Genomic DNA, 25,069 nt, shown 5'->3' on the forward strand with positions numbered 1-25,069 from the left:
CGTTACGCGGCCCCGGCGCCGGTGAGCGAACGCACCTCCGTCTCCGCGTACTTCCCCGCGTCCGCCTCCTCCGGCGACAGCAGGGTGCCGAGCCAGCCCGCGAGGAAGCCGAGCGGGATGGAGATCAGGCCCGGGTTCTCCAGCGGGAAGAGGTGGAAGTCGACGCCGGGGAAGAGCGCGTCGGGCCTGCCGGAGATGACGGGCGAGAACACCACCAGGAGCAGGGCCGGTACGAGGCCGCCGTAGATCGACCAGACCGCGCCGCGAGTGGTGAACCGGTGCCAGAACAGGGAGTAGAGCAGGGCGGGCAGATTCGCGGACGCGGCGACGGCGAAGGCGAGGCCGACCAGGAAGGCGATGTTCTGGTCCTGCGCGAAGAGGCTGAGCCCGATGGCGACGGCGCCGATCCCGACGGCCGCGAATCTGGCCACCCGCACCTCGTCCTCCTCCATCGCCCCTTCCTCCACCGCGTCGGCGGTGACCCGCGCGGTGCCGGGGGCCGCGGCCTCGCGCTTGGCGCGCCTGTTCTGCCGTGCCTGCGTTTCCGCGACGGGGCGGCGGCGCAGCGTGGCGTAGAGGTCGTGGGCCACCGAGGCCGACGATGCCAGGGTGATGCCCGCGACCACGGCCAGGATCGTCGCGAAGGCCACCGCGCCGACCACCGCGAACAGCACGGTGCCCCCTGTCGTCCCCTCCCCGCCGCCCAGGATCTCGGCGAGCAGCGGCACCGCGGTGTTGCCCGCGGCGTTGGACGAGCGGACGGTGTCGGTGCCGACGACCGCCGCCGCTCCGAAACCGAGCACGATCGTCATCAGGTAGAAGGCGCCGATCAGCCCGATCGCCCAGACCACCGACCGCCGCGCGGAGCGTGCCGTGGGCACCGTGTAGAAGCGGGACAGGATGTGCGGCAGGCCCGCCGTCCCGAGCACCAGCGCCAGGCCGAGGCTGATGAAGTCCAGCTTCGACGCCCAACTCCCGCCGTATTTCAGCCCGGGAGCCAGGAAGGCGTTGCCGTGCCCGCTGCCCGCCGCGGCGGCGTGCAGCAGACTCCCCGGATTGCCGTGGAAGCGGACCAGGACCATCACGGTGAGCGTCACCGTGCCGCCGATCAGCAGCACCGTCTTGACGATCTGGATCCACGTCGTCGCCCGCATCCCGCCGAAGGACACGTAGAACACCATCAGCGCGCCGACCCCGACCACCGTCCAGGTGCGCGCCGCGCCGTGCCCGCCGAGCAGCAACCCGACCAGGCTCCCGGCGCCGACCATCTGCGCCACCAGGTACAGGATCGACACCACCACCGACGACGTGCCCGCCGCGATCCGCACCGGCCGCTGTCTCATCCGCGCGGAGAGCACATCGGCGAGTGTGTACCGCCCGCAGTTGCGCACCAACTCGGCGACCAGCATGAGGACCACGAGCCACGCGACGAAGAACCCGACCGAGTACAGCAGGCCGTCGTACCCGAAGAGCGCGATGAGCCCGGAGATGCCGAGGAAGGACGCCGCCGACATGTAGTCGCCCGCGATGGCCAGGCCGTTCTCCATCGGGGTGAACAGCCGACCCCCGGCGAAGAACTCCACCGACGAGCTCCGCCGCCGTCCCGCCCACGCCGTGATCGCCAGCGTCACCGACACGAAGATCGTGAACAGCACGATCGCGAGGCCCTGATGTTCCCCGGCCGAATCCGCCAGATACCCGCCATTGAACCGACCGCTGTTCAACGCACCCGCTCCTGCCCGGTCCTGGTCGCCAGCGTCCAGCGCAGATCGAGTGCCGCCCGGTCCCTGCGCAGCCGCGCGTGCCGGGCGTAGGCCCACGTCAGCAGGAACGTCGTGGCGAACTGCGCCAGCCCCGCGACCATCGCCACATTCACGTCACCCGCGACCTGATGTCCCATCAGGCCCGGTGCCGTGGTGGCCGCCACCACGTACAGCAGGTACCAGGCCAGGAAGCCCGCCACCACCGGGAAGGTGAAGCTCCGGTACCGGTCGCGCACCTCCTGGAACGCCGCGCTGCCCTGCACCTCCAGATACACCGCCGACCGGTCCACCGGCCGTCCGTCCTGGCCCGCCTGCGGTGTGCCCTCGGGCCGGGTCCGCCCCGGCGCGGGGTCGGGGGCCGTCTGATCCGGGACCCAGAGACCGGCGTCCGCCGCGTCCTGCCACGGGTCGTTCACCCGCAGCGCCCCGGGGTCGCCCCCGTCGTGCTTGTCCACCGAACACTCCTCGTTCCATCGGCCGATCGGCCGATGTGCCCAATCATGGACAGAGCGGGAAGATCCAGAACGAACAAGTAGAAACCTTCACCCCATCAGGTGATGCCGTGCCGGTAGGCATATCCGACCGCCTGTGCGCGGTCCCGCGCCCCGGTTTTGGCGAACAGGTTGTTGATGTGCGTCTTCACCGTCGCCATGCTCACGTGCAGCCGCGCGGCGATCTCGGCGTTGGACAGCCCTTCGGCCACCAAGGCCAGCACTTCCGCCTCCCGGGCCGTCAGCCCGTCCGGCAACTCCCCCCGTCCCGCCGCCCCTTGGCCCGGCTCTCCCGCCCCGCCCGATCCGCCCGGTCCGCTCCCCCGTCCCTCCGGCCGCCGCTCGGGGCCCGCCCCGGTCAGCGCGTCCAGCATCCTGCCCTGCACCGCGGGCGACAGCCCCGCCCGCCCGGCCGTCACCTCCGCGATGGCCCGCGCGATCTCCTCCCCTCCCGCGTCCTTGGTCAGATATCCCCGCGCCCCCGCCCGCAGCGCGGGAAAGAGCGAGCCGTCGTCCGCGAACGTCGTCAGCACCACCACCTGCGTCCCCGGATACCGCGACCTGATCCGCCGCGTGGCCTCCACCCCGTCGCAGCGCGGCATCCGCAGGTCCATCAGCACCACCTCCGGCCGGTGTTCCCCCACCAGCCGTACCGCCTCCTCCCCGTCGGCCGCCGCTCCCACCACCTCGATGCCGGGCAGCAGCCCCAGCAGCATCACAATTCCCTCACGCACCACCGTCTGGTCGTCCGCGACCACCACCCGCGTCACGCGGGCACCCGCAAGCGCACCACGAAGCCCTCCTCGGCCGGTCCGGCGTCGAGCGCGCCGCCCAGCAGCTCCGCGCGCTCCCGCATCCCCAGAAGACCGTAGCCCGATCCGGATGCCCTCAAAGAGTTATCCACAGGCGTCCTGCTCCCGAAGTCCCGGAACTCCAACTCCACCTCCTCGCTCCGGTACTCCAGCCGCAGCGCGACCTTCGCCCCCGGCGCGTGCTTGCGCACATTCGTCATCGCCTCCTGTGCCACCCGCCGCACCGCCAACCCCGCCTCCGCGGGCAGATACCGCGCCTCCCCTTCCACCTCCAGGTCCGCCCCCTCCGAGGCGACCAGCTCCCGCAGGAAGTCCTCCACCGGTGCCATCTCCCCGCGCAGCGCCGACAGCGCCTGCCGGGTCTCGGCCAGCCCCTCCCGCGCCATCTGCCGGGCCGCGATCACCCGTCCCAGCACCACGTCCCGCTCGACGCCCCGCTCGATCAGCAGCCGCGTCGCCTCCAGGTGCACCGTCTGCGCCGACAGGCTGTGCGCCAGCACATCGTGGATCTCCCGTGCGATCCGGGCCCGCTCCGCCAACGCCGCCGACTCGGCCTCCGCCGCCCGCGCCGCCCGCTCCTGGACCAGCAGCCGCTGCGTGTTCCCCCGCGCCTCGGCGTCCAGCCGCACGACGTACCCGATCAGCCCCAGCCCCGCCACCGTCAGCGACGTGACCAGCCAGCCGCCGGAGTCGCCGACCAGTGCGTAGGCGGCCAGCGCCGTACCGGTGAGGGGCGCCGCCGCGGCCAGCGGCAGCCGCTCCATCCCGAGCACCGCGCAGCCGCACCACAGCAGCGTCGCGGGCACATCGGCGCCCACCGCGTGCAGCCCGAAGGCGGCGCCCAGCATCAGTGCGATCAGTGCGACGGACGGCGCCGCCCGGTGCTCGAGCGTGAACCGGAAGAACGCCCACACCGCGACGGCCGCCGCTGCCAGCCCCAGCACGGACGCCGCGGTCAGCCACCCGTTGAGGTCCGTGCGGGCCAGGATCCCCCAGAGCGCCGCGGCGGCGAAGAGCAGCCGCACTCCCCGGCCGAACGCCCGCCGCGCGGACGACCGGTTCTCGCGGGACAGCGCCTCCTTCGAAGGCCAGGACGTCCAACCGCTCATGAGGCCGTACGGTACGACGGCGCCACGCTCTGGGCCCGCCAGGCGAGCACGCCGGCGCGTATCAGCAGCGTGGCCGCGAGCGCTATCAGGAACGAGCCGCTGTCCTGGTGGACCCCCATCGCCGTGCCCACCCCGTACAGCCCGATCCGCACCGCGACCCCGGCCGCCCAGACCGCGACGGTGACCTTCCCTCCCTGCGCCCAGACCGTCCCGTCCCTCTCGGTCCACAACCGCGTGGTCCACGCCCATGCCAACCCCATCCCCACAGCGACCACCAACTCCACGGCCAGCAGCGCGACCGCCGTCTGCCGGTGCTCCGGGTCGATCAGCCCGTGCTGCCACAGCGACATGAACACCAGCACCGCCGGTATCAGCCACCACCGCCGACCGCCCGTGACCTTCCTGGGCCGCAACTGGCGGGTGACCACCACACCGATGACCGCCACGATCACCAGCGCATCGATCAGACCGGACATGACGGACGCCTCCGTAAAGCGACTCCCACGAGGCCGACGGGTTCGCCGACATCTCAGAATCTACGGAAACCCCCAGCTCAGCGGATCAAACCGGGGGTTGAATCTCCCTCTCCACCCCCGGGTGGAGCCCCCTCCACCAACGCCCCCGTGCTCCGGGCGAACGCGCCGGTCCGGAGCCGGTCCGAGTGCCCGCCCGGTGAGCGGATCCCCTGCGTCCGGGCTGCGGCGCTGCGTACGCTTTTCCAGCGACCGGCGATCGGATCGTCGGACAACGGGGAGGGCACCGTGTCGGAAATCGGCCAGCGGAACGTGGAGCGCCGGACACCGCACGGTGGGGAGGCGGGAGCGTGAGCCAGTCCGTACGCGCCGAGAGCGGTTTCGCCTACGGGGTCGTGGGCGCGGACATCCACGTGTTCGGCGACGGCGTCCCGGTCTACCTGCTGCAACGCTGGCAGCCGCCGGTCCTGCCGGACGACGGCTTTCTGCTGAATGTACCGAGCCGGATGCTCAACGCGCGTTTCCGGGTAGTGGAGTTCACCGGACGCACCGCCGAGTTGACCGCGTTACGGCGCTGGCGCGACGGCGGCGGTCCGCTCGCCGTGCAGTGGCTGTGCGCGCCGGGCGGACAGGGCAAGACCCGTCTCGCGGACCGCTTCGCGCAGGAGTCGCTGGCCGAGGGCTGGCAGGTCGTCACCGCCACCCACGGACCGGGGAGCGTGCTGCCGCCTCCTGGCAGTCAGGACCTCCGCGACCGGGGCGACGCGGGTGTGCTGCTGGTCGTCGACTACGCCGACCGCTGGCCGCTGACCCATCTCATGTGGCTGTTCGGCAACGCGCTGGTGCACCGCGACAGCGGGCGCGGCGCCCGAGTGCTGCTGATCGCCCGCGGCGACGAGGTCTGGCCGAGCGTGCGCGCCGCTCTCGCGAACCAGCAGGCCAGGACCTCGCTGCAACGGCTCGCGCCGCTGTCCGACGAGGTCGGCGGTGACGGCGCCGCCGCGTCCCCGCGGTCCGAGATGTTCGCCGTGGCCCGCGACAGCTTCGCCGCGCGTTACGGCGTCTCCCCCGGCGGCATCGCGGCACCGGCTCCGCTCGGTGACGCGGCCTTCGGCCTGACCCTGGCCGTGCACATGGCCGCCCTGGTCGCCGTGGACGCCGACGCCCACGGGCTGCGCGCGCCCACCGACCTCGCGGGCCTGTCCAGCTATCTGCTGGACCGGGAGCAGTTGCACTGGGCGCGGCTGTACGGTGACCCGGATCACGAGATCGCCCCGTCCGCACCGGCGTTCCGCACCTCGCCCGCGCTCATGAACCGCACCGTGTTCACCGCGGCGCTCACCGGGCCGGTCAGCCCGGAGGAGGGGCGGGTGGCCATCAGCGACCTCGCGGTCCGGCTGCCGGCCGATCGCATCCTCGCGGATCACGCGGTCTGCTACCCACCGGCCGAGGCCGACCGCGACACCGTCCTGGAACCGCTGTACCCGGACCGGCTCGCCGAGGACTTCCTGGCGCTGACCCTTCCCGGCCACAGGGCCGACTACCCGGCCCAGGACTGGGCCGGGCGCACCGTCAGCGCCATGCTCAGCGGCACCGACGTGGTGAGCGACGCGGTCACCGGAAGCTGGATGCCGCGCGCCGTGGTCTTTCTGACCGCCGCCGCCCAGCGCTGGCCCCACGTCGGCCCCCTCCATCTGTTCCCGCTGCTCGGCACGGCCCCTCAACTCGCCGTCGTCGGGGGCAGCGCCGCGCTGGCCACGCTCGCCGCCCTTGACGACATCAGCCCCGAACTCCTCGAAGCCGTCGCGATGTTCTTCCCGCCGTTCAACCGGCGCAGTCCCGACCTGGACCCCGGAATCGCCGCCGTCAGCACCCGGCTGCTCCCGCACCGCCTGGAGCGCGCCAGAAACCCCAACGACCAGGCCGCGGAGCGGCACGAGCACGGCGTCCGCCTCCACCACGCCGGTCGGCTGGAGGAGGCGCTGGCCGAATCCGAGGCCGTCCTGGCCCAGTTCCGGGCCATCGCCCGTGACGGCGTCCCCAATCCCTCGCTCGTCCCCGTGGTCGAAGGCAATCTGGCGTTCGCCCTCAAGGCGTACGCGGACCGCCTGGGCGAGGTCGGGCGCCGGGCGGAGGCCCTGGCCGCCACCGAGGAAGCCGTCGCCGTACAGCGCAGGCTGGCCGCGTACGACGAGCAGTACCGCCCCGACCTGGCGAGCGGCCTGCTCGGTATCGGACGGGATCTGTCGTACGCGCAGCGCTGGGACGACGCGACGGCTGCCCTGGAGGAGTCCGTGACGCTCCTGCGCGCGCTGGCCGGGGAAGAGCCCGGCAAGCACGAGTCGAACCTCTCCGCCGCCCTGGCCGCCCTCGGCGTGTGCCACCTGCGTATCGACCGTCCGCGGTCGGCGGTCTCACACGGCCGGGAGAGCGTCGCCCTGCGCCGCCGTCTGCACGCGAAGGACCCGTCCGCCCACGCCATGTCCCTAGCCAACGCCCTCTATCACCTGGCCGCCGCCCTCGAACGTGTCGGCGATCCCGACAGCGTCCCGCTGGCCCACGAGGCCGTCGAGCTCTACCGCGACCTCGCAAGGGTCAATCCCGCCGCCTACGAGCGCGAACTCGCCGACGGGCTCAATGGACTCGCCGTACGCCTGCTCGTCGCCCAACGCCTGGAGGAGAGCCTGACCGCGGCCTACGAGAGCGTCGCGATCCTCCGCCGTGTCAGCGCCCGCGAGGCGATCGCCGAACAGCACACCTTGGCCGAGGCTCTCGGCGTCCTGCTCGGCGCGCTGATGGTCACGGGCCGCTTCGCCGAGGCCACCGACACAGCCGACGAGTGCGTCATGGTCTGCCGCCGCATGACCGAGAAGGACCCCCTGGCCCTCCACCGCCTCGCGGGCGCCCTGCTCATCGCCGCGGAAGTCCGCGTCACCCCGGCCGACCCCCGCCTCGACGAAGCCCTCACCCTCTTCGACGAGGCCACCGAGATCATGGACCTCTACGCGATCTCCCCTCAGGGCGGCCCGGCCCTCCACCACCGCGTCGGTTCCCGCCTCATAGAACTCCTCACCGCCGCCGACCGCCCCGCCCCCGCCGCCCGCCTCCGCCGCACCCTCCAGAACCCAACAACCCCCTGACGCCCGGCCCGGCCGCAGGTCAGACGTCGATCCGCGACCGGTCCAGGGTCGTGGCGGAGTTGGTGATGAACTCCTTGCGGGGGGCGACCTCGTTGCCCATCAGGAGGTCGAAGGCCTGCTCGGCGGATTCGAGGTCGCTGATGTTGATGCGGCGCAGGGTGCGGTGGCGGGGGTCCATGGTGGTTTCGGCCAACTGGTTGGCGTCCATCTCACCGAGGCCCTTGTAGCGCTGGATGCTGTCCTTGTAGCGGACGTTGCGGCGCTGGAGGTCGAGGAGGGTCTGGCGCAGCTCGTTGTCCGAGTAGGTGTAGACGTACTTGTCCTGGCCCTTCTTGGGCTGGACGAGTTCGATGCGGTGGAGCGGGGGGACGGCGGAGAACACCCGGCCCTGTTCGACCATCGGACGCATATAGCGCTGGAAAAGGGTGAGCAGGAGGCAGCGGATGTGGGCGCCGTCGACATCGGCGTCGGCCAGGAAGATGACCTTGCCGTAGCGGGCCTGGTCGATGTCGAAGGTGCGGCCGGACCCGGCTCCTATGACCTGGATGATCGCGCCGCACTCGGCGTTCTTGAGCATGTCCGAGATGGACGACTTCTGGACGTTGAGGATCTTGCCGCGGATCGGCAGCAGCGCCTGGAACTCGGAGTTGCGGGCCAGTTTGGCGGTGCCCAGTGCCGAGTCGCCCTCGACGATGAACAGTTCGCTGCGGTCGACGGCGTCGCTGCGGCAGTCGGCCAGCTTGGCGGGGAGCGAGGAGGTCTCCAGCGCGGTCTTCCTGCGCTGCGCCTCTTTGTGCTGCCGGGCCGCGATGCGGGTCCTGGCGGCGGCGACGGTCTTCTCCAGGACGGCGCGCGCCTGGGCCTTGGCGTCCCGCTTGGTGGAGGTCAGGAACTCGCGCAGTTCGGTGGCGACGACATTGGCCACGATGCGGTTTGCGGCGGAGGTGCCGAGCACTTCCTTGGTCTGGCCCTCGAACTGTGGCTCGGCCAGACGCACGGTGATCACCGACGTCAGGCCCTCCATGGCGTCGTCCTTGACGATGTCGTCCTCGGCGACGCGCAGCAGTTTGGCCGAGCGCAGCACCTCGTTCATCGTCTTGGTGACGGAGCGCTCGAATCCGGTCACATGGGTGCCGCCCTTGGGGGTGGCGATGATGTTCACGAAGGACCTGGCGGTCGTCTCGTAGCCGGTGCCCCAGCGCAGCGCGATGTCGACGCCCAGCTCGCGGGTGACCTCGGTGGGGGTCATGTGGCCGCGGTCGTCGAGGACGGGCACGGTCTCCTTGAAGGTGCCGCTGCCGGACAGGCGCAGGACGTCGCAGATCGGCTTGTCGGGGGCGAGGAACTCGCAGAATTCGCTGATGCCGCCGTCGAAGTGAAAGACCTCCTCGACGGGCTTGTCGGTCTCGATGCCGCGCTCGTCGCGCACCACGATGGTCAGGCCGGGCACCAGGAAGGCGGTCTGGCGGGCGCGCTGGTGCAGGTGGTCCAGGGAGAGCTTGGCGTCCTTGAGGAAGATCTGCCGGTCGGCCCAGTAGCGCACGCGGGTGCCGGTGCGGGTCTTGGGGACCCGCTTGGCCTTGGTGAGCCCGCTGGCGGGGTCGAAGGGCGCCTCCGCGCCGGATTCGGTGAAGATCCCGGGGACCCCGCGGCGGAAGCTGATGGCGTGCGTGGCGCCGTTGCGGTCGACCTCGACGTCCAGCCGGGCCGACAGCGCGTTCACCACGGACGCGCCGACACCGTGCAGACCGCCGGAAGCCGCGTACGAGCCGCCGCCGAACTTCCCGCCGGCGTGCAGCTTGGTCATGACGACCTCGACGCCGGACAGGCCCGTCTTGGGCTCCACGTCCACCGGGATGCCGCGGCCGTTGTCCCGGACCTCGACCGAGCCGTCCTCGTGCAGGATGACCTCGATGCGGTCGCCGTGACCGCCGAGCGCCTCGTCGACGGAGTTGTCGATGATCTCCCAGACGCAGTGCATCAGACCGCGACTGTCTGTTGACCCGATGTACATACCGGGCCGCTTGCGAACCGCTTCCAGCCCTTCGAGGACGAGCAGGTGCCGCGCGGTGTAGTTGGAGCCGTCGCGATCTGCACCCGTCAGCAGCGCAGAGGACGGCACGGATGTTTCGGCGGTCACGCGGGCAGCTCCTCGATCAGGAATGTTCTGAAGTTTTTTTCAGCCGTGTCGGTGAGAGGGTACCGATGCCGGGAGGGGTGACAGCGCCGCGACCCGGTATCCGGGCCTCAACACGGCCCTCGTCCCGGCTTCCATGCTAGCCCTCTTCGAGCATGCGTTCGATAACCCGCGCGAGTGATACACATGTCACGTTCCCAAAGAGGCATGAACCATTTAGGCTCCGGGCACGTCCTCAGCAACAACCGGCAAGCCAGCCGGGAGCAAGTCCGGACAACAGCTCCATAAGCGACATCTGACGCAACTGACTCCTATTCGCCGCCAATCGGTAACATCCAGTCACCCCGAGGTCGGTTTTCGAGGAAAAGCTGAGAGCGGGAACGTTTTCGGCCTGGTTGGATGTTGACCCTGGTACGACAGCTCGTCGAGCTAGAGAAGAGGCGACGTGACTACTGTTCTGACCCCCGCGAGTCCGCTGACAGCGGCAGACCGCTGCGACCGTTGCGGCGCTCAGGCATACCTGCGCGTTGTCCTCATCAGCGGTGGTGAGCTGCTCTTCTGCGGACACCATGGACGCAAGTTCGAGCCGGAGCTCAAGAAGATCGCTTCGGAAATACAGGACGAGACCGGACGGCTGACCGACACCCCGGCAACGGCGGGAGAAGACGAGCGCTGACACTTCGCATCAGCGACGAATTCGAGTCGGCGGGCGGACAGACCCCTCCAGGGGGTGTCCGCCCGCCGTCTTCCGTTCAACCGCGGCCCGCAGCTCAGCTGGTTTCTGCCAGCCTTCGACCGCGTTGCGCCAGCGCTCAGCTACTGTGCGCCGCCACCAGTGAGGCCATCGCCGAGACGCGCGTGTAGACCCCTGGATAGGCCGCCTCCGCGCAGCCACTGCCCCACGAGACCAGACCGACGACCCGGTCCCCCACGACCAGCGGGCCGCCACTGTCGCCCTGACAGGCGTCCCGGCCGCCGCCCTTGGCACCCGCGCACATCATCGAGGCGCGCACATAAGTGCCGTCGAAACTCCCCGGATACGCCTGCGCGCACACCGTGTCCGCGAAGACCGTGACCGTCGCGGAACGCAGCGTGTTCGAGTACGTGCCGCGGCCGGTCGTGTCACCCCACCCGTAGACCTGCGCCTGAGTGCCCGCCCGGTAGTCCTGCTCGTCGGAGGAGTCCGCGATCGGGATCGTGGCGCCCTTCGGCAGCGCTGTCGCCAGCGTGATGACCGCGATGTCGCCGGAGTTCGTCGTCGAGTCGAAGCCGGGGTTGACCCACACCTGCGACAGGCCCAGTTCCTGCCCACGACCGCCGCTGAGGTCCGTACGACCGGCGATCACACGCAGGTCGGGCAGTTGGTGCCAGTCGCTCGCTCCGAGCGCCTCACGGCCGAAGCAGTGGGCCGCGGTGATCACCGTACGAGGCCCGACGGCCACCGCGCCGCAGAACTGGCCGGACCTGCCGGAGCCGAAGCGCTTACGGCTGGCCAGGGCCATCACCCATGGCGTGCTGTCCGTGCTGGCCGGGTTGCCACCGATCACGACGCCGTTGGCGGCGGCCGGGGTCGCGGGCGCGGCCAGCGGGACGGCCAGCACCGGCAACAGCGCCGCCGCGAGACCGCCGATCACAGCACGACGACGACCGGTCACGGCACGGAAGGGGAAACGCATGCGGCCTCCTGACCCTGTGGAGCACTCTGGACACCCAGAGTGCTCGATAGGGCCGGACGCCGCATCCGCAAAGAGGCCATGTCGCCCGAAAGACGTCCGCGGAGTTCTCCGGAGGCCCGAAGGACTCCGGAGAACTCCGCGGAAATGACGTCGGGTCAGCCCGGCCGGGTCAGTCCAGGTAGTCGCGCAGCACCTGGGACCGCGACGGGTGACGCAGCTTGGACATCGTCTTGGACTCGATCTGCCGGATCCGCTCGCGCGTGACCCCGTAGACCTTGCCGATCTCGTCCAGCGTCTTCGGCTGCCCGTCCGTGAGGCCGAAGCGCATGGAGACCACGCCCGCCTCCCGCTCGGAGAGGGTGTCGAGCACCGAGTGGAGCTGTTCCTGCAGCAGCGTGAAGCTGACCGCGTCGGCCGGCACGACCGCCTCGGAGTCCTCGATGAGGTCACCGAACTCGCTGTCGCCGTCCTCGCCCAGCGGGGTGTGCAGGGAGATCGGCTCGCGGCCGTACTTCTGGACCTCGATGACCTTCTCGGGGGTCATGTCGAGTTCCTTGGCCAGCTCCTCCGGGGTGGGCTCGCGGCCCAGGTCCTGGAGCATCTGGCGCTGCACGCGGGCCAGCTTGTTGATGACCTCGACCATGTGCACCGGGATACGGATGGTGCGGGCCTGGTCGGCCATCGCGCGGGTGATCGCCTGCCGGATCCACCAGGTGGCATAGGTGGAGAACTTGAAGCCCTTGGTGTAGTCGAACTTCTCGACCGCGCGGATCAGACCCAGGTTGCCCTCCTGGATCAGGTCCAGGAAGAGCATGCCGCGACCGGTGTAGCGCTTGGCCAGCGAGACCACGAGGCGGAGGTTGGCCTCCAGCAGGTGGTTCTTGGCCCAGCGGCCGTCCTCGGCGATGATCTCCAGCTCGCGCTTGAGCTTGGGGGCGAGCTTGTCGGCCGCGGCCAGCTTGTCCTCGGCGAAGAGGCCGGCCTCGATGCGCTTGGCCAGCTCGACCTCCTGCTCGGCGTTGAGCAGCGGGACCTTGCCGATCTGCTTGAGGTAGTCCTTGACCGGGTCGGCGGTGGCACCGGCGACGGCGACCTGCTGTGCGGGCGCGTCGTCCTCGTCGTCGTCGGAGAGCACGAAGCTCTCGGACTCCGACTTCTCGGTCTCCTCCTCGCCGCCCTTGCCCGCGGCGGCCTCCTCGACCGTCTCCTCCGCGTCGACGGCCTCGTCCTCGCCTGCGGCCGTCTTCTTGGCCGCCACCTTCTTGGCGGGGGCCTTCTTGGCAACGGTCTTCTTGACGGCGGCCTTCTTCGCCGGCGCCTTCCTTACTGGGCTCTCCGCCTCCACCGATGGCTCCACCGTGGTCTCGGCCTCGGCCTCCGCCTCCGGGGCGGCAGCCTTGGGCGCAGCGGTCTTCTTGACAGGGGTCGCCCTGGAGGCGACCGTCTTGGTGGCAGTACGCTTCGCCGGGCTCTTGGCTGCGACGCTCTTACGGGTGCGCTTGGGCGCCTCAGCGGCAGTCACCATCAGCGTCACACCCTCCTCGTCGAGGACCTGGTTGAGGCTGCGCAGAACGTTCTTCCACTGGGTTGCCGGAATCTGGTCCGCTTCGAACGCCCGACGCACGTCGTCGCCGGCGATCTGCCCCTGGGCCTTACCCTGCTCGATGAGCGCCATCAGAGACTCGGACTCGGCGATCTCGGACGGGAGCGTACGGGATGTGCTGGCCGACACGAACAACCTCTCGGAACGATGGGAACGACTCGGTGGAACCGCACAGCCACTCAGCGTCAAAATCGTCGCTGAATATTCCTTGTGCCGTGGCCACCTCTTAAGTCATCGCGCTGCCTCGCCAAGCGTTACGCCCACCCTACGTGGCCCGAGTCACACCCTAAATCGTGCAGATCGGTCATAAATCCGGACACATGACCCGTCCGGCCGTCCGAGGGCGCGGGAGAGCGGCCGGGAGAGCCACGGGGGACCACATGGGACCGCCGCCGACCCCAGGTGTTCCGGGGCCCGCGGCGGAGGGCGACACGGTCAGTGCTGCTCGCGCGGACCGGGGACGACGTGGTCGGCGGGAGCGGACTCGGGCTGCTCGGGCAGGACGGTGAGGAGCTGGCGCATCGCCGCCTCCGCCGTGCCGCCGTCGCTCTCGGCGAGCGCTTCGACGATCCGCTGGTGCAGGCCGACCGAGGTGTCGCCGGGGCGGTCGCAGCCGGTGACCGGGCCGCCGGACACGTGCAGCGCGGAGGAGACGATCCCCGACAGGTGCTCCAGCATCCGGTTGCCCGCGACCTGGAGGAGCAGGGCGTGGAATTCGGCGTCGGCCCTGGAGAAGGTCAGCGCGTCGCCCTGTGCGGCGGCGTGCGCCATGATCTCCGCCATGTCGGCGAGGCGCTGCTGTACGTCCTCGCGGCCGTGGCCCGCGGCGAGCCGGGCGGCCAGCGGCTCGATCGTCCAGCGCAGTTCGAGCAGTTCGCGGCGCTGGTCGTCGCGCTGCGGCCCGAAGGCGCGCCATTCGATGATGTCGGGGTCGAGCAGATTCCAGTCGCTCACCGGGCGGACCCGGGTTCCGACGTTGGGCCGGGCGCTGACCAGGCCCTTGGCCTCCAGCACGCGCAGGGACTCGCGCACCACGGTGCGGGAGACCTCGAAGCGCTGGCCGATCTCCTCGGGGACCAGCGGGCGGTCGGCGCCCAGATCGCCGGAGACGATCATCTGTCCGAGCTGCTGGACGAGTTGTCCGTGCAGTCCCCGGCCACGGCTGCCGCCGGCCCGGCGGCCCATCCGGTTCATATCCGGTTCCATGCCCTCCCAGGACGTCAGTCCAGGTCGGTCGGTGCCAGGGGCTTCGGCGTACGAATAGCGGTCCAGCTCGCCCGATCCGGCGATTCCGGAGTCGGCAGAACGAGCCGCGGTCATCATGGTGTGCGCAAGGGTACTCACGCATCCTTTGTCGGCGATGCCGATGCGCGCCTTGAGGGCTTTGCTGAAAAGCACACGAAAGGGTGAGCGCTCATCACCTCATAATTGACGTTTTATGGCGATGAATCATCCCTTCTTGCTGGTAAGCGGCGCAGTTCGGCTGACGCGTGGGGCAGTTGGGCGGCGCCAGCGTCGCCGTCCGCGCAACGCGGTTGCCAGATAGGCGCAGACCAGCACGGTGAGTGACAACGACAGCGCGGAGACCACCGGTTGGGCGGCGAAGCGCAGCAGTCCCTCGACCGTTCCGCCGCCGCCCTGCGAGACCCCGCTGACCACCGACCACAACGCTCCGCCCGCGGCAGCGAGTTGTCGTGCCACCGGCCCACCGAACAGTCCCCGTACGGCCGGAGCGACCAGCAGCGGTACGGCGAGGACGGCGGCCACACCGAGCGCGGTGGTACGGAACACGCCCGCCGCGAGCACCCCCGCCCAGGCGCAGCCGACGGCGAGCGCCGCCCAGCCGCCGAGCGCGGCAGGAAGCGTCGTCAGATCCGGCGCCTTTCCCGGGCCGAGGGTCAGCCGCAGTGCCAGGGTGTCGGCGACGGCGGCGAACGCGGCGAGCAGCAGCGCGCAGACTCCGCTCACGGCGAGTTTGGCGCCGAGCAGCCGTAGGACCCGCGGCTCGGGGCCGTACCCCGGCGCGAGGGCGGGGTAGCGGAACTCCTGCCCGTAGGCGAGTGCGCCCAGCACGCCCGCGCCCACGGCCGCCGCGGGCAGCGGCAGCCGGACCGCCCATCCGGAGATCAACCGCAACGGCGGTACGGACACAGCCCCGGTGCGTGCCATCAGGACCGTGCCGAGCACCGAGCCGACCAGTGCCGCTCCGGCGATCGGCCACGGCGTGAGGACCCCGAAGGCGCGCCGCAGTTCGTACCGCAGCGGCCGGACCGGGCCGTGCTGCCGTGCCGGACGCCGCCGCGGCTGCGGCAGGGCGGGCGGTACGGCGGCCGCCACGCCGCCTTCTGCCCGGGGGGTGACGTCCGGGGTTGTGACGCCGTTTCCGCTCTCGTCGGCGAGGTGGTGCAGCAGGATGCCGTGGCGGTAGGCGGTCTCCCCCACCGCGGCCGAGGTGGTGCCGTAGACGGCGATACGGCTGCCGGTCGCGGCGATCACCTCGGCGCCGTCCTCGGTGAGCAGCGTGGCCAGGCGCTCGGCGTAGGGCGAGCGGACGGCCACGTACGGGCGCATCCTCGTGCGGGCGAAGTGCGCGGCCGACTGGTCCGCGACCAGGCGCCCCTTGTCGATCGCGATCACGTGGTCGGCGGTCCGGGCGAGGGCTTTGGTGTCGCGGCCGGTGAGCAGAACCGCGCCCCCGGCGGCGACGTGCCGTCGTACGAGCGCGTGCACCCAGGCGGCTTCGCGGGCCGGGAGTTCGCGCACCGGGTCGTCCAGGATCAGCGCGCGGGGGTCGGCGAGCAGGGCCGCGGCGAAACCGAGACGGCGGTCCATGCCCAGCGAGTACGTGCCGAGCCGCTGTTCGGCGACCTCGGCGAGGCCGACCTGGTCGAGCACCTCGTCGGCGCGGGCGGCGGGCAGTCCGAAGGCGGCGCAGAGCATGCGGAGGTGGCTTCGGGCGGTGCGTCCGGGATGTCCGGGCACGTCACCCAGGAGGGCGCCGACGACCCGGGCGGGGTGGGGGAGGTCGCGCAGCGGCCGGCCGTCGACGAGGGTGGCGCCGCGTCCGCCCTCCAGCCCGAGCAGCAGGCGCAGGGCGGTGGACTTTCCCGATCCGGCGGGACCGAGCAGGCCAGTGACTTCACCGGCCCTGATGTCGAACGTGAGGTCGGTGACGGCGGGCGGGGCGTTGCGGCGGGGCATGCTGGTCAACCCGATGGCCTGGATCACTCTTGCACCATAGCTCCGCAAATGGGCGTTTTGCGGAAGGAGCCGGTTCTACACCTCGGGCCGCAGCATCGGCGGATTGAGCAGTGCGGCCCCGCCCGCCCTGAACAACTGCGCGGGACGGCCGCCCTGACGGGTCGTCGTCCCCCCGGTCGGCACGAGGAAACCGACCGTGCCGGTCACCTTGCGGTGGAAATTGCGCGGGTCGAGCGCGACACCCCACACCGCCTCGTACACCCGCCGCAGCTCCCCCACCGTGAATTCGGGCGGGCAGAAGGCGGTGGCCAGCGACGAGTACTCGATCTTCGACCGCGCACGCTCGACCCCGTCCCCCAGGATCCGGGCATGGTCGAACGCGAGCGGCGCCGTCTCCCCCGCGTGCTCCTGTCCCCCTTCGCCCAGCAACGTCCCGACCGGCGCCCAGCGGGCGCTGCGAGCGTCACCGCCCGCCCGGGGGGCGGGCAGGTCGGGCGCGAGCACCAGATGCGCGACGCTGACCACCCGCATCCGCGGATCGCGCTGCGGATCCCCGTAGGTGGCGAGCTGCTCCAGATGAGCGCCGCTCTGCGCCCGGAGCCCCGTCTCCTCGGCCAGTTCCCGCGCCGCGGCCTGGGAAAGATCCTCGTCCTCGCGGACGAATCCGCCGGGCAGCGCCCACCGCCCCTGGAAGGGCGGCTCGCCGCGCCTTACCGACAGTGCGCACAGCGCGTGATGTCGCACGGTCAGCACGACCAGGTCGACGGTGACGGCGAAGGGCGGGAAAGCCGACGGGTCGTAGGGCGACATGGCGCGATCATAGTCGTCTGCCTGACGATAATCAGCCGGATCGGGAGCCTGATCCCTATCGGATCGATACGTTTTCCCGTCCCTCCCCGCTCGGTCCCCGCCCATGGTCAGGTCCCGAGGCGCAGTCCCGGCGCCGCCTCCTCGATCATGGCCATCCCCAGACGGCTGACCCGAACGGAGAACGGCTGCTCCGCGACCCGCAACCCCGTCAGATGCACGGCTCCCAGCGGCGCGGCGCTGATCGGCCGGACCGCCACCGTGCCGCCCGGCGCGTCCGGCCGCACCCCGGCGAGCGCCGTCAGCAGATGGACGGCCCCGACCGCCGCGACCGCCGCCGGACGGCACGCCACGGGGTGCGGGCACGGCGCACCGCCCGCAGAACGCTGCTCGCCCCCGTATATCTCCGGCATCCGCAGTCCGAACTCCGCCGCAGCGTCCAGCACCCCGCCCACCAGCGCGGACGCCTCCTTCTCCAGCCCCGCCGCGGCGAGGCCGGACACGGCGAGCGCCGTCTCATGGACGCGCACCGCACCTCCGCGGTGGCCAAAGGGGCTGAAGCCGGGCGTCTTCGCCGACATCGTCCGCAGACCCCAGCCGGAGTTCATGTCCGGCGCGGCGAACAGCTTGCCGAGCTGTTCCATCTGTCCCTTGTCCAACAACCCGGGAGCGAGCGCCCCTTCGCCGAGCAGCCCGGTGTCGAGGAGGTGCGCGAGCGACGAGGACAGCACCGGCACCGGTCTTCCCCCGGCGGCCAGCGCCAGCGCGGGCCGCCCACCGCCCGGATCCTCCAGCCAGAATCCCCGCCGGAAGCCCGCCCGCAGCGCCGCCGCGTACTCCCGCCAGCCGTCCGCCCCACTCCGTTCGTGGGCGTCGAGCAGATCCGCACCCTGCACCGCCGCGCGATACGCGTACGCCTGCACCTCCGCCCGCGCCGGACCCTCCGCCGACGGGTCCACGACCAGGCCGGAATCCGTCGTCGCCGCCCGCATCCAGCCGAGGCACCGCTCCGCCGCCGGGAGCAACGGCTCCACCTCGCGAGCCGGAAGCCCCCAGCGTCGGGCCTCGGCCAGCACGGTCACGAAGAGCAGCGTCGCCTCCACGCCCGAATCCAACGGCGGCAGGTGCGGTCCGGAGTGCCGCGGCACTCCGGGCACACGGCCCGTCGCGGGGTCCTGCAACCTGGCCAGCATGCGGAGCGTGCCCGCCGCGAGCCGCGTGCCGAACGGCAGCAGCATCCGCGCCGCCCACAGCGCGTCCGCGGGCGCCAGCCCCATCCGCCAGGGCGCCCCGGCCGCGACGTAGAGGTCGGCGGGATGTTCCGGCGCGCGGAGCAGCAGGGCCTGTGCGTCCCCGAGCGAGGCGTCCAGCAGGACACCGGCTCTGGGGTCGTCGCCCTCCAGTCGCGCGTCGGCCCACATCGGCGGCGGTCTGTCGCCGACCGGTGCCCGCGCGCTGCCCGCCGTCGTGGCCGCCGATGCCGGCTCCACCCGCAGCTCGATCGTCCGTGCCGCTCCGGGCGCCACCTCCAGGTCCCACCTCAGCAGTCCCGACGCGCCCAGCGCCGCGTCCGGCGCGGGAGTCGCGGTGACCCGCGCCGATCCCCCGCCGCTCGACCAGCGCAGCCCCGAGCCGCTGACGCCGGCCGTCAGATCCGACCCGGGCTGCCCTGCGGCCACCGCGGAGAGCGCCGCGAGATCAGTGCCGAACGCGATCTCGACGGGCAGCGCCACCCGTACCGGCCCCGCGTTGGCGAACGTGATCCGCTCACCGCCCTCGGCGGTCCTGACGCGCTCCACCGTGACGACCGGGTCGGGGCCACGGTCGCCGGGTGTCCGGACGACCGCCAGGAAACGTGCCCGTCCCGCGTCGAGCAGCCTGGCCTGCACGGTCACCGGTTCGGCTCCCGCGACCGTCAGCTCGCAGCGGCTCAGCAGTCGCCTGCCGTCGCGGTAGAAGCCGTCCAGACCGTCGCCGCGCATCTGCCCGTGCTGTGCGGACACCGCGAGGGCCGGCGCCGCCACGCAGATGACGGCGTCGTGGACGGGTACCGGGCCGGGTGCCGCCCGGCGCGGTACGACGACCGGCGGCGTGCTCACCGGGCTCCGGCCTTCGCCGCGCGCGCGGCCCGGGCGACGGCCGAAGCCGCCGCCCGCTCGTACGGGATTCGTCTTCCGGGAGAGTGCTGCACGCCGGGTGAACGCCCCGCCGAGCGCACAGGTCACGGCCCGTCTACCGTTCCTGAACGGGAGCCCCGGCTCCCCGCACGGCCCGCACCCCCGAAAAGAGACTCCATGACCGTCCACCGCCAGCCAGGCACCGTCATCACCGACCACACGTTCGCCGTACCGCTCGATCACTCCTCCCCGGACGGGGAGCGGATCGAGGTCTACGCCCGCGAGGTCGTGGCGGCGGGCCGGGAGCGCGAGTCGTTGCCTTGGCTGCTGTATCTCCAGGGCGGTCCGGGCTTCGGCTCGCCGCGCCCGCTGGGACGGGACGGCTGGCTGCCGCGCGCGCTCGACGACTTCCGGGTGCTGCTGCTCGACCAGCGCGGCACCGGGCGCTCCACGCCCGCCACCCGCCAGACGCTGCCCACCCGTGGCGACGCCGCCGCCCAGGCGCACTACCTGTCGTACTTCAGGGCCGACTCGATCGTCCGGGACTGCGAATTCATCAGGCGTCAGCTCCTCGGAGAGGACGCGCGCTGGAGCGTGCTGGGCCAGAGTTTCGGCGGCTTCTGCGCGGTCACCTATCTGTCGTCGGCGCCCGAAGGTCTGCGGGAGGTGTTCGTCACGGGCGGCCTGCCGGGTCTTGATGTGACCGCCGAGGCCGTCTACCGCGCCGCCTATCCCCGCATCGAGCGCAAGAACGCCGGTCACTACGCCCGTTACCCCGAAGACGTCGAGACGGTGCGCACCATCGTCCGCCGCCTGCGCGACGAGGCGGTGTCGCTGCCCGGCGGAGGCCGCCTCACACCTGAGGCGTTCCAGTCCCTCGGTCTCATGCTCGGCACCGGCACCGGTTCGCACACCCTGCACTACCTGCTGGAGTACGCGTTCGTGACGGGTCCCTCCGGTCCCGTCTTCTCCGACTCCTTTCTCTCCCAGGTCCAGCAGCATCTGTCCTTCGCCGCGAATCCCCTTTACGCGGTGCTGCACGAGTCGGTCTACGGACAGGGGTCCGTCTCTCCTCACGGCACCGGCTGGGCCGCCGAGGCCGTCCGTGGTGAATTCCCGCGGTTCGACGCCGAGCGCGCGCTGGCAGGGGACGCTCCCGTGCTGTTCACGGGAGAGAGCATCCATCCGTGGATGTTCACGTCCGATCCGGCGCTCGCACCACTGCGCGAGACGGCGGAGCTTGTCGCGCGCCGCGAGAAGTGGCCGGACCTCTATGACACCCGCCAGTTGGCGGCCAATGAGATTCCGGTGGCGGCGGCGATCTACCACGACGACATGTACGTCGACACCGCCCACTCGCTGGCCACCGCGCGTGCGGTGCGCGGGCTGCGGACCTGGGTCACCGACGAGTTCGAACACGACGGTCTCCGGGTGAGTGGCGGCCGGGTCCTCGACCGGCTGATCCGACTGGCCCGCGGCGAGCTGTAGTCGAGGCGATCACGCGCTGCCGCCGCTCCTGCCGCAGGCTCCGCCGCAACAGCTCAGGGTCCAGACCCTCGTTGACTGAGTGGTGGAGCAACCGCGCGAAGGTGTAGTGGGGTTCGAGGTCCAGCGCGAGGCCGAGGGCGACCCGCGCCTCGGCCTCGTCCCCCGAGGACCATGCGACCCAGCCCGCCAGGGCGAGCGGGGCCGCGGCATGGTCCGCGTACGGTCCTGCGCAGCGCCGGGCGAGCGCCCGCCACAGTCGAAGGGCGGCGTCCGCTCGCTCGGGCTCCATCCATTCGGCGGCGCGGTCGCGTGCCGTGCGGTCCTGGAGACCGAGGATGACCGCCGCGCCCTCGTCGTCGGAGAGGAGCCGGTCGTCCCGCCGGTCCGCACGCGCGGGATCGTCGATCCGCGGCGCGGAGCGGAACTTCTCAAGTGCCGCACGGGCCAGGGCGAGTGTTCGCTGCCGGACGCTCTCGCAGCCACCGTCGTCGAGCATGCGGGGCACCAATTCGGCGCAGGCCGCGTCGAGGGCGATCTCGTGATCACGATTCCGCGCCTCGGACGGCTTCAGCCTGGCTTCCATGTCCCGCAGCGAACCCGGCGCCGGGATTCCCGCGTAGGCGCTGGCCGCCGCCATCGTGGACCGGCCGGGCGGAGCCAGGACCGTTCCCTCCGCCGGGACGGTCTCCGCGGGGCGGCAGTAGGACCACCAACGGCCGGCCGAGACGCACAACGCCTCGACGACGGGCACGTCCAGCGCCCCGCAGGCCACCCGGATCCGCTGGGCGAGCGGCCTCAGCCTTTCCATCACGGCCGAAGCGCGCTCCCCTTCACGCGGGTCCCGGCACAGGAACAGCACGATGGCGTCGGGTCGCCCACCGCGCCTGGTGCTGTTCCTCACGAGGCAGTCGGCGAGTTGGTCGGCGGTCTCCGGCCACTCACTCGGGTCCTCCGGCAGGCCCAGTCGCAGTCGGCCGCCGAAGCGGCCGTGCTCGCCGTGCAGTGCGACGAGCACGACGGAGTCACTGGGATGAAAACCCATCAAGTACGGCAATGCGTCGGCCAGGTCGGCGGGCCCGCGCAAGGTGACTTTGACGTCGGCCGCTTCGGATGATGACTCTCCGTGCTGAATCTCGTTGCTCTGTGTCATGAGATCGACGATGCCGTAATCGCGCGAATCACACCAGACCCCCCAAAAACCTGTGGATAACTTTCGGTGGAGTTATCCACAGGCCACGGAGCGGGGTTGGCGCGATGTCGGTGCGATCAGGTTGCATGGGGGCATGACCGAGACCCCCACCGCGCTGCGTTCCGCGGCCGACACCGTACTGAGCCGACTCGTCGGCGCCGAGCCGGGCACCGCACGGCTCCGCGAGGACCAGTGGCTCGCCGTCGAGTCGCTGGTCGCGCACGGCCGCAGAACGCTGGTCGTCCAGCGCACCGGCTGGGGGAAGTCGGCCGTGTACTTCGTGGCCACGGCGCTGCTGCGCGAGCGGGGCAGCGGCCCGACGGTCATCGTCTCGCCGCTGCTGGCCCTCATGCGCAACCAGGTGGAAGCCGCCGCACGCGCGGGCATCCGGGCCCGCACGATCAACTCGTCCAACACCGAGGAGTGGGGCGAGATCGAGGCGGAGGTCGCGGCGGGCGAAGTGGATGTCCTGCTCGTCAGCCCGGAACGCCTCAACAACCCGGACTTCCGCGATCAGGTGCTGCCCAAGCTCGCCGCCACCACCGGCCTGCTCGTCGTCGACGAGGCGCACTGCATCTCGGACTGGGGTCACGACTTCCGCCCGGACTACCGACGGCTGAGGACGATGCTCGCCGATCTGCCGCCCGGCGTCCCCGTGCTGGCGACCACGGCCACCGCCAACGCCCGCGTGACCGCCGACGTCGCGGAGCAGCTCGGCACCGGCGCCACCGGGGCCGATCAGGAAGGCGCCCTCATCCTGCGCGGGCCGCTGGACCGCGAGAGCCTGTCGCTCGGCGTGCTGCGACTGCCCGACGCCGCCCACCGGCTGGCCTGGCTGGCCGACCACCTCGAAACGCTTCCGGGCTCCGGCATCATCTACACCCTCACCGTGGCGGCGGCCGACGAGATCACCGCGTTCCTGCGGCAGCGCGGCTTCCCCGTCGCCTCCTACTCGGGGAAGACGGAAAACGCGGACCGGCAGGCGGCCGAGGCGGATCTGCTCGCCAACCGTGTCAAGGCACTCGTGGCCACCTCGGCCCTGGGTATGGGCTTCGACAAGCCCGACCTCGGATTCGTCGTGCACGTCGGATCGCCCTCGTCGCCGATCGCCTACTACCAACAGGTGGGCCGCGCCGGACGTGGCGTCGACCACGCCGAGGTCCTGCTCCTGCCCGGGCGCGAGGACGAGTCGATCTGGCGGTATTTCGCGTCGCTCGCCTTCCCGCCCGAGGAGCAGGTGCGCCGCACCCTGGAAGTACTCGCGGCCTCCGACCGCCCGGTGTCCATCCCCGCGCTGGAGACCCGCGTCGATCTGCGCCGCTCCCGCCTGGAGATCATGCTGAAGGTGCTGGACGTCGACGGCGCGGTGCACCGGGTGCGCGGCGGCTGGACGGCGACCGGGCAGCCGTGGGCGTACGACACCGAGCGGTACGCGTGGGTGGCCCGCCAGCGCGAGACCGAGCAGCAGGCCATGCGGGACTACGCGACCACCACAGGGTGCCGGATGGAGTTCCTGCGCCGGCAGTTGGACGACGAGCAGGCCGCGCCCTGCGGACGCTGCGACAACTGCGCGGGCGCGCGCTTCCCTCTGGAGGTGTCGAGCGCCGCGCTGGACGCGGCACGCGCGGCGCTCGGGCGCCCCGGAGTCGAGCTGGAAGCACGCAAGATGTGGCCGACCGGTCTCGAGGCGATCGGCGTCGCGCTCAAGGGGCGTATTCCGGCGACGGAACAGGCGTCCACCGGGCGGGCGTTGGGCCGTCTGTCCGACATCGGGTGGGGCAACCGGCTGCGGCCGCTGTTCGCCGAAGGAGCCGTCGACCAGCCGGTTTCGCCGGAAGCGGTGGACGCCGTGATCCAGGTGCTCGCCGACTGGGCCAAGGGGCCCGGCGGTTGGGCCAGCGGCGCGCCGGACGCCCCCGCACGCCCGGTCGGCGTGGTCGGTGTCGCCTCTCGCCGCCACGGCGTGCTGGTGGAATCGCTCAGCACCCGTATCGCCGAGGTCGGCAGAATGCCCCTGCTCGGCCAGGTCGAGTACGCGGATCAGGGAGACCCGGGCGGCGTACCGCGCAGTAACAGCGCACAGCGGGTACGCGCCCTGCACGGGGCTTTCGTCGTGCCGCAGGAGTTGGCCGCGGCCCTTCAGGCGAATCCCGGTCCCGTGCTGCTGGTCGACGATCTCTCCGACACGGGCTGGACACTGGCGGTCCTGGCCAGGCTGCTGCGGCGGGCCGGTGCGACGGCTGTCTTCCCGCTGGTCCTGGCCGTTCAGGGGTGAATGTGCGTGGCGAGGCGCCGGACGGGACAGGATCTAAGCGGCGGACAGGTCCATACCGGTCGGCGGCTTCAATTGCCCGTTGCCGCGGGGCAATACGGGAGCGAGAATTGATGCCGGATCCCCTATCGGCTCATCGAGCCATCTGACCGGCGTGCGCCCGCGCCCGGTCTACGGGTGCATCCATGAAAGGAGGACCGTGACCATCGGCTTCGTTCCGGAGACGTCCTCCGCCGCAACTTCCCTCGCGTCGCGCACTCTGGAGCCGGCCGAATGGGCAGGCATCGGCGTACCTTTGCTGGCCAATCCGCGTGACGTGATCAAGGACCTGCACGCTCGGCACCTGCCGTCCCCGTCCACCGCGGTGATCGCGGTGTACGACCCGGACGGCCGGATCCGGGCCAGCGCCTCCTTCACCGCCCGCAGCGGGGTGGTCGACGGCTGGGAGCGGCGCAATGCGCTGCTCTCGCACCTGCGCCGCGTCATCCCGCACGATCTGCGACTGCGCAAACCGGTACGCACCGCTGTCCTGATGGTCTGCCGGGACGGTGGTCCCGGCTGGACCGAGGAGGACGGGGCGTGGATGTGGGGGCTGCGTGACGCCTGCACCCTGCACGGCCTTCGCTCCGGGTCGTACGTCACCCTGACCGCCGACGGCTGGAATGTCATCGGCGAGAACCGCGTCGGCCGCACACCGAACGCCGCTTCCTGGTCGCGGCGGCCGGGCGACGCGGCGCACGGCATCCCCGGAGGGACGACGCAGGCTCTTCGCCGCGCGGCCGCGCGCTGAC

At 71.5% G+C, this 25,069-nt stretch carries 18 protein-coding genes; 5 read left to right on the forward strand and 13 right to left on the reverse strand.

Annotation, left to right across the window (positions count from 1 at the left end):
* Positions 1-2: 2 nt before the first annotated feature.
* The 5 genes from ACZ37P_RS35765 to ACZ37P_RS35785 form a co-directional block, all read right to left on the reverse strand.
* A complete protein-coding gene (locus ACZ37P_RS35765; RefSeq protein ID WP_355338361.1) occupies positions 3-1,724 on the reverse strand; it encodes a solute symporter family protein in 1,722 nt (573 codons plus the stop codon).
* Positions 1,721-2,218: a DUF485 domain-containing protein gene (locus tag ACZ37P_RS35770; protein ID WP_355338358.1), complete on the reverse strand. Its 498-nt coding sequence runs from the start codon at positions 2,216-2,218 to the stop codon at positions 1,721-1,723. Before ACZ37P_RS35770 ends, ACZ37P_RS35765 begins: the two co-directional genes overlap by 4 nt.
* 95 nt (positions 2,219-2,313) lie before the next feature.
* On the reverse strand, positions 2,314-2,970 hold the full coding sequence (locus tag ACZ37P_RS35775; RefSeq protein ID WP_467350654.1) for a response regulator: 657 nt from the start codon (positions 2,968-2,970) through the stop codon (positions 2,314-2,316).
* A 50-nt stretch (positions 2,971-3,020) separates the two neighbouring features.
* Positions 3,021-4,175: a sensor histidine kinase gene (locus ACZ37P_RS35780; protein ID WP_467350591.1), complete on the reverse strand. Its 1,155-nt coding sequence runs from the start codon at positions 4,173-4,175 to the stop codon at positions 3,021-3,023.
* Complete coding sequence (locus ACZ37P_RS35785; protein WP_467350593.1) at positions 4,172-4,651, reverse strand: DUF1453 domain-containing protein; 480 nt, start codon at positions 4,649-4,651, stop codon at positions 4,172-4,174. The genes ACZ37P_RS35780 and ACZ37P_RS35785 overlap by 4 nt, the downstream gene beginning before the upstream one ends.
* Before the next feature lie 347 nt (positions 4,652-4,998).
* Here ACZ37P_RS35785 and ACZ37P_RS35790 point away from each other — a divergent pair, with 347 nt between their 5' ends.
* Entirely contained in the window at positions 4,999-7,788 is a 2,790-nt protein-coding gene (locus tag ACZ37P_RS35790; RefSeq protein WP_467350594.1) for a hypothetical protein, read from the forward strand.
* 19 nt (positions 7,789-7,807) lie between these two features.
* On the opposite strand, the gene ACZ37P_RS35795 is transcribed toward ACZ37P_RS35790, so the two are convergent.
* Positions 7,808-9,928, reverse strand: coding sequence for a DNA gyrase/topoisomerase IV subunit B (locus ACZ37P_RS35795; RefSeq protein ID WP_355338286.1), 2,121 nt, complete (start codon positions 9,926-9,928; stop codon positions 7,808-7,810).
* Positions 9,929-10,370: 442 nt separating this feature from the next.
* Between ACZ37P_RS35795 and ACZ37P_RS35800 the strand changes: the two genes are divergently transcribed.
* Positions 10,371-10,601, forward strand: coding sequence for a DUF7455 domain-containing protein (locus ACZ37P_RS35800; RefSeq protein WP_188286081.1), 231 nt, complete (start codon positions 10,371-10,373; stop codon positions 10,599-10,601).
* Positions 10,602-10,737: 136 nt separating this feature from the next.
* Here ACZ37P_RS35800 and ACZ37P_RS35805 read toward each other — a convergent pair whose 3' ends face one another.
* From ACZ37P_RS35805 to ACZ37P_RS35830, 6 genes are all read right to left on the reverse strand, one after another.
* Positions 10,738-11,601: a S1 family serine peptidase gene (locus ACZ37P_RS35805; protein WP_355338283.1), complete on the reverse strand. Its 864-nt coding sequence runs from the start codon at positions 11,599-11,601 to the stop codon at positions 10,738-10,740.
* 169 nt (positions 11,602-11,770) lie between these two features.
* Positions 11,771-13,333 carry an RNA polymerase sigma factor gene (locus ACZ37P_RS35810; protein ID WP_467350596.1) on the reverse strand — a complete coding sequence of 521 codons (1,563 nt, stop codon included), beginning with the start codon at positions 13,331-13,333 and terminating at the stop codon, positions 11,771-11,773.
* Between the two features lie 306 nt (positions 13,334-13,639).
* A complete protein-coding gene (locus ACZ37P_RS35815) occupies positions 13,640-14,548 on the reverse strand; it encodes a FadR/GntR family transcriptional regulator (RefSeq protein WP_355338277.1) in 909 nt (302 codons plus the stop codon).
* Between the two features lie 105 nt (positions 14,549-14,653).
* Positions 14,654-16,432: an ATP-binding cassette domain-containing protein gene (locus ACZ37P_RS35820; protein WP_467350597.1), complete on the reverse strand. Its 1,779-nt coding sequence runs from the start codon at positions 16,430-16,432 to the stop codon at positions 14,654-14,656.
* Between the two features lie 48 nt (positions 16,433-16,480).
* The gene (locus ACZ37P_RS35825) at positions 16,481-17,215 is read right to left on the reverse strand and encodes an NUDIX hydrolase (RefSeq protein ID WP_188286086.1); all 735 of its coding nucleotides are present in this window, start codon (positions 17,213-17,215) and stop codon (positions 16,481-16,483) included.
* 107 nt (positions 17,216-17,322) lie between these two features.
* Positions 17,323-19,311, reverse strand: coding sequence for an amylo-alpha-1,6-glucosidase (locus tag ACZ37P_RS35830; protein ID WP_467350598.1), 1,989 nt, complete (start codon positions 19,309-19,311; stop codon positions 17,323-17,325).
* Positions 19,312-19,506: 195 nt separating this feature from the next.
* Between ACZ37P_RS35830 and ACZ37P_RS35835 the strand changes: the two genes are divergently transcribed.
* Positions 19,507-20,817 carry an alpha/beta fold hydrolase gene (locus tag ACZ37P_RS35835; protein ID WP_401725351.1) on the forward strand — a complete coding sequence of 437 codons (1,311 nt, stop codon included), beginning with the start codon at positions 19,507-19,509 and terminating at the stop codon, positions 20,815-20,817.
* Here the strand turns inward: ACZ37P_RS35835 and ACZ37P_RS35840 are convergent.
* Positions 20,729-21,967, reverse strand: a complete 1,239-nt coding sequence (locus ACZ37P_RS35840; protein WP_467350600.1) for a DUF4192 domain-containing protein — start codon at positions 21,965-21,967, stop codon at positions 20,729-20,731. The two genes, ACZ37P_RS35835 and ACZ37P_RS35840, sit on opposite strands and share 89 nt — an antisense overlap.
* Before the next feature lie 133 nt (positions 21,968-22,100).
* Between ACZ37P_RS35840 and ACZ37P_RS35845 the strand changes: the two genes are divergently transcribed.
* The gene (locus tag ACZ37P_RS35845) at positions 22,101-24,281 is read left to right on the forward strand and encodes a RecQ family ATP-dependent DNA helicase (protein ID WP_467350602.1); all 2,181 of its coding nucleotides are present in this window, start codon (positions 22,101-22,103) and stop codon (positions 24,279-24,281) included.
* 196 nt (positions 24,282-24,477) lie between these two features.
* Positions 24,478-25,068, forward strand: a complete 591-nt coding sequence (locus ACZ37P_RS35850) for a hypothetical protein (protein ID WP_355338259.1) — start codon at positions 24,478-24,480, stop codon at positions 25,066-25,068.
* The last annotated feature ends 1 nt before the right edge of the window (position 25,069 follow it).

It is taken from the genome of Streptomyces sp. NPDC024632, from assembly GCF_055559175.1.

Bases quoted from the DNA above. Each gene is read 5' to 3' on its own strand.
- ACZ37P_RS35805 (WP_355338283.1), bottom strand. From the start codon at position 11,601: ATGCGTTTCCCCTTCCGTGCCGTGACCGGTCGTCGTCGTGCTGTGATC.
- ACZ37P_RS35840 (WP_467350600.1), bottom strand. From the start codon at position 21,967: ATGACACAGAGCAACGAGATTCAGCACGGAGAGTCATCATCCGAAGCG.
- ACZ37P_RS35845 (WP_467350602.1), top strand. From the start codon at position 22,101: ATGACCGAGACCCCCACCGCGCTGCGTTCCGCGGCCGACACCGTACTG.
- ACZ37P_RS35780 (WP_467350591.1), bottom strand. From the start codon at position 4,175: ATGAGCGGTTGGACGTCCTGGCCTTCGAAGGAGGCGCTGTCCCGCGAG.
- ACZ37P_RS35835 (WP_401725351.1), top strand. From the start codon at position 19,507: ATGACCGTCCACCGCCAGCCAGGCACCGTCATCACCGACCACACGTTC.
- ACZ37P_RS35825 (WP_188286086.1), bottom strand. From the start codon at position 17,215: ATGTCGCCCTACGACCCGTCGGCTTTCCCGCCCTTCGCCGTCACCGTC.
- ACZ37P_RS35785 (WP_467350593.1), bottom strand. From the start codon at position 4,651: ATGTCCGGTCTGATCGATGCGCTGGTGATCGTGGCGGTCATCGGTGTG.
- ACZ37P_RS35775 (WP_467350654.1), bottom strand. From the start codon at position 2,970: ATGCTGCTGGGGCTGCTGCCCGGCATCGAGGTGGTGGGAGCGGCGGCC.